The organism is Cupriavidus sp. 05N40 (assembly GCF_056397305.1).
In genome coordinates, this window is the sequence record NZ_JBFTND010000219.1 from 1 (window position 1) to 11,783 (window position 11,783).

Below are 11,783 nucleotides of genomic sequence, written 5' to 3' on the forward strand. Positions count from 1 at the left end.
TCCAGACGAAGCGCGAGATTCGATCATTCTGGTATCCGACGTGGCTCGTCCAGCCCGCTGCGCTGGTCGAGGATAGCCGCGTCGTGGATGCTCCCGCAGATGGCCTGTCGCTGGACACGACACTCGACATTGCTCAGGAATACGAACTGATCATCATTCACACGAGCTCTCCATCGTTCCAGAGTGACGTTCAATTCGCAGAGCACTTAAAACGGCGCAAGCCCCCGATCCTCATTGGGATGATCGGGGCAAAAGTCGCCGTCGATCCTCACGGCTCACTGACCGCGAGCGACGCACTCGACTTCGTGTGCCGTGAAGAATTCGACTTCACTTGTCGCGAGATCGCGCAGGGCCTCCCGTTCGAATCGATTCTAGGTCTGAGCTATCGTCTGCCCGACGGCGGGATCATGCACAACGACGCCCGACCCATTCTCGAAGACATGGACCAGTTACCGTTCGTTTCGCCCATCTATAAGCGCGACCTGACACCGGAGAACTACTTCAGCGGCTACCTCAAACATCCGTATCTGTCGCTCTACACGGGGCGAGGCTGCAAATCCAGGTGCACCTTTTGCCTCTGGCCGCATACGGTCGGGGGTCATCGCTACCGCACGCGTTCGGTAGAGAACGTTCTCGAAGAAGTGAAATGGATTAGGGACAACATGCCCGAAATCAAAGAGATCATGTTCGACGACGATACCTTTACGGATCTCAGACCGAGAGCCGAGGAGATCGCTCGTGGTCTTGGCAAGTTAGGCGTGACGTGGTCGTGCAACGCAAAGGCGAACGTGCCCTATTCAACACTTAAGGTGATGAAAGAAAATGGGTTGCGGCTCTTGCTGGTCGGGTACGAATCCGGCGACGACCAGATTCTCGTGAACGTCAAGAAGGGCCTGCGGACCGATATGGCCCGCCGATTCAGTGACGATTGCCGCAAGCTCGGCATCAAGATCCAYGGCACGTTCATTCTTGGGCTTCCCGGCGAGACGCACGAAACAATCCAGAAGACGATCAAATACGCGAAAGAGATCAATCCCCACACGATCCAGGTGTCACTCGCTGCGCCCTATCCGGGTACCGTCCTTCATAAGCAAGCGGTCGAAAACGGATGGTTGAATGAAGGCAAGGTCATCGCCCTCATCAATTCGGCAGGCACCCAGGCTTCCACTATCGGCTATCCGCACCTGTCGCGCGAAGAGATCTACCTTGGCGTTGAGGAGTTCTACAAGCGCTTTTATTTCAGACCAACCAAGATCTGGGAAATCGTCCGCGAAATGCTGGTGAGTTGGGAGATGATGAAACGGCGCCTGCAGGAAGGCGTAGAGTTCTTCAGATATCTCCGTGCGCGCTAGGCATGAGGCCCGGTGCACCTTTCATCACAACGGCGTCGCGCGCCCCCATGGGCCTCGACTCTGGCGAGTCAGCACTCAGGGCTATCGCAACAACGATCGAGGTACATATAAAAATACGACGGCTACCGGCTGCTGGCCGCCACCGGCACGACGGCGCTCCAGGGATCAGCCGAAGGCATGACGCCCCGGCCTTAGGCGCGCCGACACCTACCGAAGGTGCTCAGTCAAACGGCCAATAGCGACGCTTCGTACACTCCATTACCATCCCATCTGCATGACTTTGATGGACGGCCCCGCCGCTGCCGTTCCCCCACATCCTGCACCAAGCAGCGGCGGTCTTTTTGCTTGCGGGAATCATCAACTACTTCTCATCGACGCTGCTCCTGACCTCGTGCTCGAGATCGGCCAGCCGCTCCCTGCTCCGCCGTGCGCTCAAGGGCAGGCCACCACCGCCGCCTCCAGCCTGATGCAGGCCCCCGACCAAGGCACCGAAGGACACCGCTCGCCTCAGGTCACGGCGCTCACGAAGGCCTCGAACGCGCTGGCCTCCACCGGCGGACAGAAGAAGTGGCCTTGCCCGTAGTCGCAGCCGGCAGCCAGCAGGATGTCGCRCTGYGACTCGGTCTCGACGCCCTCGGCAATCACGCGGATGCGCAGAGCATGCGCCATGCTGATGATGGCGCGGCACAAGGCCACGTCGTCCGGGCCGCGCGTCAGCGAGCGAATGAAGGACTGGTCGATCTTGATGTAGTCAATGTCCAAGCGCCGAAGGTACGACAAGGACGAGTAGCCGGTGCCGAAGTCGTCGAGCGCGATCTCCATGCCGGCTGCCTGGAAGCGGGAGAGCTGGTCCATGACATCGGCGTTCTGCTCCATCAGCGAGCCTTCGGTGATCTCGATGACGAGGCTGCCCACCGGCACGTTCCTGCGCTCGATCATGCTGGACCAGGACTCGGGCCCGCTCGCGGGCGCGCAGAACTCCACTGGTGATTTATTGACCGAGATCTGGAAGCCCTTGCCCAGCAGCACCTGCCAGCGCGCAAGCTGGTCCAGCGCTTCCGTCAGCACCCAGCGGCCGATGTCGATGATGAGGCCGGATTCCTCCGCAACGGCAATGAAATCGGCCGGGCGGATCGGCCCGCGCACCGGATGGTCCCAGCGGATCAGGGCCTCGGCCTTGCAGACCTTGCCCGTGCGCAGATTGACAATGGGCTGGTAGTGCAGCGCGAACTGCCCGGACACCAGGGCCGTGCGCAGGTCCTGCGTGATGCGCAGGCGCTCCCTCTCCGCCTGCAGCAGCGCCTGGGTGAAGACCTTCCAGCGATTGCGGCCCTCCTGCTTGGCGGCAAACATCGCCCGGTCGGCGCACACCAGCATGGCCTCGGCGTTATCGGCGTCCTTGGGGTAGGTCGCCACGCCGATGCTGGCAGACACCACCACCAGCTCGCCGGCCAGGCGGTAAGGCGCGGCAATCCCCTCCAGGATCGCCTGGGCAATATCCCCGACAACGCCGGCATCGCCCACCGCGGGCAGGATCACGGTGAACTCGTCGCCGGCCAGCCGCGCCACGGTATCCGACGCGCGCACCGATGCCGCAATGCGCCGCGCCGCCTCCAGCAGCAACAGGTCGCCCTGGTCGTGGCCGAGGGTATCGTTCACCTCCTTGAAGCGATCCAGGTCGATGAACAGCAGCGCCAGCACATCCTGCGTGCCGCGCGAACGCTCGATTTCCTGCTCCAGCCGGTCGAAGAACAGGCGGCGGTTGGGCAGATCCGTGAGCGCATCGAAATTCGCCTGGTGTCGGATGACTTCCTCCGCCTGGCGCTTCTCGGTCATGTCATGGATCAGCGCAACGCGGCGGCGCTCGCCGTACGCGTGGGCCAGGTAGGTATCCACGGTCAGGTAGGCGGGAAACTCGCTGCCGTCCTTGCGGCGGATCGAGAATTCGCCGCTCCATTTGCCCTTGGCTGCCACGGTGGCCCGCAGGCGTTCGACCAGCCCTGCCGCATTGCCTGCCCCGCCGACGCTATGGCCCGAGCGGCCCTTGATCTCCTCGACTGTAAAGCCGGTGGCGGCGGCAAAGGCCGGATTCACGTCGATGATGGTGCCATCGAGCGACGTCACCACCATGGCCTCGCTGCTGGACGAATAGACCAGCGAAGCCAGCCGCATCTCCTCCATATGGCGCCGCCGCTCCGCCATGGAGCGGCGCAGGCTGTAGTACAACAGGCCAAGCAGCAGCGTGGAAGCAATGGCACCGGCCAAGGCAACGCGGCGATAGACCTCGTAGGGCGCCAGCACCAGGCCGACCGACTCGCCCACCACGAAACTGAGCCCGAACTCCGGCACACGGTAATAGCCGAAGACCCGCTCCACGCCTTCGGAGCCCGACACCGCCCGATAACTACCAGACTGGGGCGACTCGCTGGCGAGGTACGGCCTGTTGCTGACCGCCCGTGCCAGCGTGCCCTCCAGGGCCGGCACGCGCGCAATGACCTGGCCGGAAGTCTTGATGACCGACGCCACCTCTCCATCGCGGTTAGTGAACGTCTGCGCAAAGCTGGCGAACTGTTCCGGACTGACCGAGACCACGATGACCCCGTCGAAGTTGCCCGCGCGCAGGATGGGGCGCGTGAACTGGATCGACCATTTGCGCGAGACCTTGCCCTTCACCGGGTCGCTGATGAACAGCATGTCGCGCCCGCCCGCGTTGTGATGGACCTGGAAATGCTCGCGCCCGCTCAGGTCGACCTTCTCGCCGGGCGCGGGCGGGGCGATGGACGAGTAGATGAGCCGGCCATGCTTGTCGATCACTGCCACCTGGAACGACAGGTCTACCACCAGGTTCTCCCGCTCACGCACCATGTCGATGAAGCCCGGCTGGCCGACCAGCCAACTGGCGCGCAGGTCGAGGAGGAACTCGGACAGCCGCAGGATGCTGGATTTCGAGTACGCGCCGAACGCCTGGGCCTGCGCCTGGGTACGCTCCGCGGCGTCGTGCAGCAAGCGGTCCCGCTCGCTCACGAGCTGAAACGCCGCGAACGCCCATGTTGCAATCAGCCACGCCGCTGYCCCCAGGTTCAACGGGGAAAAGACCTGGCGCAGGCGCTGCAGCGCCTTGCCATATCGGGTGGTCGAGCGTTCTGGCATCAAATGGGTATCGCAGCGCAGCGAAGAGTCGACATCGATAGCAGGCTAATCGAGGTCAGCGAACCCGACAAGTAGCAAGCACTCTAGTCCCGTGCTCACTGCGTGGAGACGAGCCGGCACGTGCCTAAAACGTCACGTCGTGGTCATGCCCCGCTCGACTCGCGGGTGGCCGGGCCGCGCTGGCGCCCCCCCCTGCTCGTCGTCCCGTTCTTGGCGCGGCCCTCCGCTTCCCTCCCACTACCGCGTCAGCGGTTTAGTACAAAGCAAATATYTGAAGCCTAAGATATTTACSAATCCCGGCCATCCCTCAATTCGGCTCGCGATCCGAGTTCCCTGCTTCGCCGTCTAGCCAGAACCGATTCGCTTTATTTTGATCGCGTCTCTCGTCCGTTCCACGCGTCCGGCGCATTGCGCCGGACGTAGTCCATACCTCAATATCCGCGTGCTGGATCGATGATGTTGTCCGGCGATTCGTCGGCGGAAACGCGAATAATATTCTCCGCAATCTGTCTTGCCGCGGATGACGGAATCGCCACCGAAGCCAGGTGGGGGGTGATCAGTACATTGGGCATGCTCCACAGCGGATCCCCGGCAGGCAAAGGTTCGCGCTCGAAAACGTCCAGGGTTGCCCCGCCGATGTGGCCGCTTTGGAGCAGGTCCGTGAGCGCCGCCTGATCGACCAGTGCGCCCCGCGCAACGTTGATGAAGGCCGCGCCTCGCGGCAGCCGCTCGAGTCGCGCCCGATCCAGGATGCCAGCCGTCTGCGGCGTGAGCGGCAGCATCACGACGACAATGTCCGCCTGTCCGAGCACGGTGTCGAGCGTTTCCAGTCCGGCAAAGCACTCCACGCCTTCGATCTGCGCCGGGCTGCGCGACCAGCCGATCACCTTGAACCCCTGGCGCTGCAGTTCGTGGGCCGCTTTCGCGCCCAGCTGACCGAGCCCCAGAACCGCCACGCGGATGTCTTCCGGAGAACGGGGATGACGGTAGGCCCACTCACCCCGCCGCTGCGCCTGCTCGAAGTACGGGATGTCCCGGGCGTGCCGCAGCACAGAGAACAGCACGTACCCCGCCATCATGCGAGCCATCTGCGGGTCCGTGAGCCGTGTGATCGGAATGCCTGGGGGAAGATCCTGCCGCTGGACCAGTGAATCCACCCCCGCCCCCAGATTGACGATCAGGCGCAGGTTCGTCATCCCGGCAAAAAAATTCTCCGGCGGCTTCCAGGCGAGCGCGTAGTGAATGTCGGCCGGCCGCGTGATGTCGCTGGAGTGAATGACTTTCAGATTCGGCAGCTGGGCCTGGAGCGCGCGCTTCCACGTGTCGAAATCGTCGAATGCGCTGTAGAAGGCCAGCGCGCCCGAGGGGGTGTCTTCAGAAATTGGCATCTTGGCAACTGCATTGAGGAAAATGGCAAGGACGGCAGCGAGAGTACACCTTGCTGCCGCTCCGCGTGCGCGTGGGAAATCAGACCGCTGCTCTGCCCTTCTGTACCAGCCGCGTGACGGCCTCGATGGCAAATTCGTAGCCGTCGCCGCCCAGCCCGGCGATCACGCCATCCGCAGCCTTGGAGATGTAGGAATGGTGGCGGAACGGCTCGCGCTTCCAGATGTTGCTCATATGGGTTTCGATGATCGGACCGGGGAAAGACAGCAAGGCATCGAGGATCGGAACCGACGAGTAGGTCAGGCCGGCCGCATTGATGATGATGCCGTCCGCCACGCCGCGCGCTTCCTGGATCCAGTCGACCAGTTGTCCCTCGTAGTTCGACTGCAAAAAGCGCAGGTCGGCATTCAGGGACTCGGCCTTTTGCTCGCATCGTGACTGCAGCACCGGAAAGCTGTCGCTGCCGTACGTCTTGTTGGCGTCCAGGCCATAAAGATTGGCATTGGGGCCGTTCAGGAACCAGATGGTGACCTTTTTGCTCATGTTCAAAGACCTCTGTATCTCAACCTTCGTGGGGGCGCGTGGCCTGCATGGCGGGCAGGCTTTGGAAAGTCTCATTCCAGCGTGCCGCGTTGCCGTATTGGGCGCGCCAATCGAATTCGGGAAACCGGAAGTCCAGATACCCCAGCGCGCAGCCGATGGTGATTTCACCGATAGTGGGCTGTTCTTCCACCAGGTCCGCTGCGATGGCGTCGATTGACTCGAGGCAGGCGCTGACTTTCGTCAGCAGCGCTTCGCGCCACGTGGGCCACTGGACTTCCTCGGGGCGCGCCGTCCGTTCGTAGCGTGCGAGCAGCGCGGCGTCGAGCAGGCCATCGCCGAGCGCCTGGCGGGTCAGGGCCGTCCACCGCGCGGGGCCGGAGGCGGGAAAGATGTCCGCGGCGCCTGCCCGGCTGGCCAGGTACTCGCAAATCACCCGACTGTCATAGATGGACCGGCCATTTTCCAGGATCAGCGTCGGGACCTTTGCGAGCGGGTTGTGGGCCGCGATGCGCGGGTCGCGCCGCACCGGATGGGCGGCGCTGTCCAGCAGCTCGATGTATTCGGCCTGCCCCGTCAGGTGTGCGCAGACCATGACCTTGCGCACGAATGGCGAGGTCGGAGCGAAAAGAAGTTTCAGCATGCTTTATTGACAGGCTCTAGGGGATCAGGACCAGCTTGCCGAAGACCTTGCCGCTCTCCAGCATCTGGTGGGACGCGACCGCCTCCGCGAGCGGAAAGGTGGCGTGGATGCGCGGCTTGACCCGTCCGCTCTTCAGCAGCGGGATGACATGGCGGGCAATGCTCTGAGCCATCCGGGTTTTCTCGTAATGGCTCTGGGGGCGCATGGTGGACGAGTGCAGGCTCACCTGGCGCTGCATCAGCGTCAGCAGTTCGACATTGACCGCCGAACCCTGCATGAAGGACAGGCTGACATGGCGGCCGCCGAAGGCCATGGCGGCAAGATTGCGGCGGACATAGTCGCCGCCTACGATATCGATTACCACGTCGACCCCGCGCCCCTCGGTGTACTTCAGGCAGGCCTCGGTGAAATCGGTAGTGGGCCAGCAGACCGTCGCATCGGCGCCCATGGCGCGCAATTCTGGAAAGCGGCTTTCGTCGTTGTCCGTGACGATGACGGTTGCGCCGGCGGCGTGCGCCATGCGGATTGCGAGCGTGCCGATACCGCCGGCTGCACCGTGGACCAGGACGGTTTCGCCCATGGCCAGGCGGCCCAACTCGAACAGGTTGTGCCACACGGTGAACAGCCCCTCGGGCAAGGCGGCTGCCTCGGCATCGGAAAGCGTGCCGGGCACGATGAAGGACTGATCGACCGGCGCCGTACACCACGGCGCATAGCCGCCGCCGGGCACCAGGCTCATCAGCCGCCGACCCATCAGCTGACTGTCCACACCGGGACCGCAGGCCACCACTTCGCCGCAGACTTCCAGGCCGAGCACGTCGGTGATGCCGGGCGCCGGCTTCGCGATACCTTGACGCTGCATGATGTCGGGCCGGTTGACGCCGGCGGCGAGCACGCGCAGCAGGACTTCGCCAGCACCGGGCTCGGGCATGGGGCGCTCGGCCAGCGTCAACACACTGGCGTCGCCGGGTTCACGGGCGATGATGGCTTGCATCGAGCGGGGGAGACTGGTCATGGGTGTGTTTTCTCAGGCTGCGTTGTCTGACGCGTTGTGTCATGCCTTCGCGGTGCGATCTTGCATCTATGCTTACGTCCGCTTCTGCGGACTGAAAATGCTGACGCCCTCGTCAGGCAGCGCAAGTCCCGCGACCGAGCCGATGGGCCATTGCTGCATGGCGCTCAGGCCCGCACTGCGCACCGTGACGACCTGACGCGCCGTCATCGGAATGTCCACGTCGATGAACGTATTGATGTGATCGCCCTGGTAGACGTGATTGATCACCGTGCCGCTCAACACCGATTCGGAATGCAGATTCTCAAGCTTGATGTGCTCCGGGCGCACGTACACGTCCAGCCTTTCCCCGTCGTGCGATGCGTCGGCCAGGCGGGCATGCGGGATGCTGATGAGCCCCGAGCCCAGGCGCAGTTGCACATCCGTTGCCGTCTGGCCGTGATAATGCCCCGGCAGGATGTTCACGTCGCCCAGGAAGGACGCCACGAACGGGTCTTTCGGGTTCTGATATAGATCGGCCGGCGACGCGATCTGCCGAAYGATGCCGTTCGACATCACCGCGATCCGGTCGGACATGGCCAGCGCCTCGCCCTGGTCGTGGGTGACGAATACCGTGGTCAGGCCCAAGCGACGCTGGATTTCCCGGATCTCGACCTGCATGGAGCCGCGCAGGTTCTTGTCCAGGGCCGAGAAGGGCTCGTCCAGCAGCAGTACCTTGGGCTGGATCACCAGCGCCCGCGCCAGCGCCACGCGCTGCTGCTGGCCGCCCGAGAGTTCACGGGGCTTGCGGTGCCCGAGGCCGTCGAGCTTCACCAGGTCCATCACCTGCTTCACACGCTGTGCGATTTCGTCCTTGCCTACGCCCCGCATGCGCAGGCCATAGCCGATATTGCGCTCCACGGTCATGTGGGGAAAGAGCGCGTAGTTCTGGAAGACGATGCCGATCTGCCGCATGTGCGGCGGCTCGCAGGTCACCGGCTGACCATCGATGAAGATCTCGCCGGTGTCGGCTTCCGCAAAGCCGGCGATGAGGTTGAGGAGCGTCGTCTTGCCGCAGCCGGACGGGCCCAGCAGGGTGAGGAATTCCCCGCGTCGTATCTTCAGCGAGAGCTCATGCAGCACGGTGTGGTCGTGATACTTCTTGACCACCCGTTCCAGCCCGACGGCGGTATCGGGCTGAGCGTGGTGTTGCTGTGCGGCAGGCTCGGAGTTGGCTACGTTCATGGTTGTCCGGAGATTGAGGAGTATGCCGTGCTCCAGGCTTGGGTCCGACGACAGACATCGAGGCCGAGCTGGGACTGTTAAGCAGAATAAGGCAAACAGTAAGAATCGGGACTTTGCCGAAACTGATGCGGCGCCTCGGAAAAAACGAAATGCCCGTTTTCAGGCGCAGGCGGCGCGGATGCGATGGCCCGGAACGCCTTGTGGTGCGCGGGTGTGGTGCGGCGGTGCGGAACCCTTCGGCCGGCGCTTTACTTTTTCCTAAGTCATGAGTTTGAAAAACGTGATTTTCAAACGATGCGGGCTTCATCAAACTGGCCACTGTCGATGAGCGATGTCTCCAGGGCGCCAGTACGCCTTTCTGTCGATGCTTCCGTGCCGGGGCGACTGACCGGAGCGATTATTTTTAGGAAATTCAAATGTCAGTGGAAAAAATCAACACCGTGGTGGTCGGTGCTGGCCAGGCGGGCATCGCGATGAGTGAGCATCTCGCGCACATGGGTGTGCAGCATGTCGTGCTGGAACGCAGCCGAATCGCAGAGCGCTGGCGCTCGGAGCGTTGGGATTCTCTGGTCGCGAATGGACCAGCCTGGCATGACCGTTTTCCCGGGATGAAATTCGATGGCATTTCGCCGGAGACCTTTCCGCCGAAAGAGCGCATGGCCCAGTATTTCGAGAGCTACGCCGCCATGCTGAAGGCGCCGGTCCGTACCGGCGTGGAAGTCATGCGGGTAGAACGGCATCAAGGGCGTCCCGGCTTCAGGGTGACGACTTCCGATGGCACCATCGAGGCAGAAAACGTCGTTGCCGCAACCGGCCCGTTCCAGACGCCGGCCTATCCGAAGATCGTGCCTGAGAGCGAAAAAATCCAGCAACTGCATTCCTCGACCTACAAGAATCCGGGTCAATTGGCGAAAGGCGCGGTGCTCGTTGTGGGCGCGGGCGCTTCTGGCTCGCAGATCGCCGAAGAGCTGCGCCAGGCCGGCAGGACGGTTTATCTCTCGGTCGGCGAGCATTACCGCCCGCCGCGCGCGTACCGGGGACGTGACTACTGCTGGTGGCTGGGCGCCCTCGGGCTGTGGGATGAAGTGAGGATCCGGCCCAAGAAGGCGCACGTCGCTTTCGCCGTGAGCGGCTATGAAGGTGGCAAGACCGTCGATTTCCGCCGCCTCGCGCACGCAGGCATCAACCTGGTCGGTCTGACCCAATCCTACAAGGATGGCGTCATGACGTTCGAGCCAGGACTGCCCGAAAACGTCGCCGAAGGCGACCGCGCCTACTTCGACGTGCTGCGCGAAGCGGATGCCTATATCGAAGAGAATGGCCTGCCGTTTCCGCCGGAACCTGACGCCTGGGAGCTGCTGCCGGACCCGGATTGCCTCAAGAACCCGATCCTCGGCCTCGACCTGGCTGAAGCCGGCATCACCACGATTCTCTGGGCGACCGGTTTCAAGTTTGATTTCAACTGGCTGAACGTGAAGAATGCCTTCGACGACAAGGGCGATCCGTTCCACAAGCGCGGTATCTCCGCAGAAGGCGGCATCTATTTCCTGGGCCTGCCGAATCTGGTCAACCGGGCCTCGTCCTTCATCTATGGCGTCTGGCACGATGCGAAATACATCGCTGACCATATCGTGCTCCAGAACGGCTATATGACGTATGGGCGGTCTTGAGCCTGTTCTTGAGGCTGCACGGTGACCCGTCATTTGTAACGAGGTTGCACAGACGAGCTGCCGGATCGGGTGATCCGGCGGCTTTTTGTTTTTTTCAAGGGAGTTCCCATGGCCGAGATGACGTGCATTGAAGATCTGCGCAACCTGGCGAGAAAGCGCGTGCCGCGCATGTTCTATGACTATGTCGACGGCGGCTCATGGACCGAATATACCTACCGTGCCAACGAGGCGGATTTTCAGCGTATCGAATTCCGCCAGCGCGTGGCGATCGACATTACCGAGCGCAGCACCGCCAGCACCATGGTGGGTCAGCCGGTCAGCATGCCGGTGGCGATCGCGCCCACCGGATTGACCGGCATGCAGCACGCCAATGGAGAAATCCTGGCCGCGCGCGCGGCGAAGCAGCACGGCATCCCATTCACCTTGTCCACCATGAGCATCTGCTCGATTGAGGCGGTGGCGGAAGYCACCGGGCGCCATCCGTTCTGGTTCCAGCTGTATGTGCTGCGCGACCGGACATTTGTCGAAAGCCTGATCGACCGTGCCAAGAATGCCAATTGTTCGGCGCTCGTGGTCACGATGGACCTGCAGGTCTTCGGCCAGCGCCACAAGGACAAGAAAAACGGTCTGTCCACGCCGCCCAGGCCGACCCTGCGCAACCTTGTGAACATGGCGAGCAAGCCGCGCTGGTGCATGGGCATGCTGGGTACCGAACACCGTCAGTTCGGCAATATCGTCGGGCATGCCAAGGGCGTCGACAATATCGGGTCGCTGGTGGAGTGGACTCAGGCGCAGTTCGATCCGCG

The 11,783-nt window shown here is 62.7% G+C and carries 9 protein-coding genes; 3 read left to right on the top strand and 6 right to left on the bottom strand.

Going from position 1 to position 11,783, the window contains the following annotated elements:
* Positions 1-1,352, top strand: a 1,352-nt coding sequence (hpnJ, locus tag AC1DO7_RS34335; protein ID WP_477117122.1) for a hopanoid biosynthesis associated radical SAM protein HpnJ, incomplete at its 5' end; no start/stop codon positions are given.
* A gap of 507 nt (positions 1,353-1,859) precedes the next feature.
* Here hpnJ and AC1DO7_RS34340 read toward each other — a convergent pair.
* From AC1DO7_RS34340 to AC1DO7_RS34365, 6 genes are all read right to left on the bottom strand, one after another.
* Positions 1,860-4,502 (bottom strand): bifunctional diguanylate cyclase/phosphodiesterase, encoded by a 2,643-nt coding sequence (locus AC1DO7_RS34340; protein ID WP_477117123.1) that lies wholly within the window; start codon positions 4,500-4,502, stop codon positions 1,860-1,862.
* A 431-nt stretch (positions 4,503-4,933) separates the two neighbouring features.
* Positions 4,934-5,890 carry a 2-hydroxyacid dehydrogenase gene (locus AC1DO7_RS34345; RefSeq protein ID WP_441620901.1) on the bottom strand — a complete coding sequence of 319 codons (957 nt, stop codon included), beginning with the start codon at positions 5,888-5,890 and terminating at the stop codon, positions 4,934-4,936.
* Between the two features lie 79 nt (positions 5,891-5,969).
* Complete coding sequence (locus AC1DO7_RS34350) at positions 5,970-6,431, bottom strand: type II 3-dehydroquinate dehydratase (RefSeq protein ID WP_441620903.1); 462 nt, start codon at positions 6,429-6,431, stop codon at positions 5,970-5,972.
* A gap of 19 nt (positions 6,432-6,450) precedes the next feature.
* Positions 6,451-7,071, bottom strand: coding sequence for a glutathione S-transferase (locus AC1DO7_RS34355; protein ID WP_441620905.1), 621 nt, complete (start codon positions 7,069-7,071; stop codon positions 6,451-6,453).
* 16 nt (positions 7,072-7,087) lie between these two features.
* Positions 7,088-8,086 carry an NAD(P)H-quinone oxidoreductase gene (locus AC1DO7_RS34360; RefSeq protein WP_441620907.1) on the bottom strand — a complete coding sequence of 333 codons (999 nt, stop codon included), beginning with the start codon at positions 8,084-8,086 and terminating at the stop codon, positions 7,088-7,090.
* Positions 8,087-8,158: 72 nt separating this feature from the next.
* A complete protein-coding gene (locus AC1DO7_RS34365; protein ID WP_477117124.1) occupies positions 8,159-9,307 on the bottom strand; it encodes an ABC transporter ATP-binding protein in 1,149 nt (382 codons plus the stop codon).
* Between the two features lie 416 nt (positions 9,308-9,723).
* On the opposite strand from AC1DO7_RS34365, the gene AC1DO7_RS34370 reads away from it, so the two are divergent.
* Complete coding sequence (locus AC1DO7_RS34370; RefSeq protein ID WP_441620911.1) at positions 9,724-10,977, top strand: flavin-containing monooxygenase; 1,254 nt, start codon at positions 9,724-9,726, stop codon at positions 10,975-10,977.
* A gap of 108 nt (positions 10,978-11,085) precedes the next feature.
* On the top strand, positions 11,086-11,783 hold a 698-nt coding region (locus AC1DO7_RS34375; protein ID WP_477117125.1), incomplete at its 3' end, for an alpha-hydroxy acid oxidase.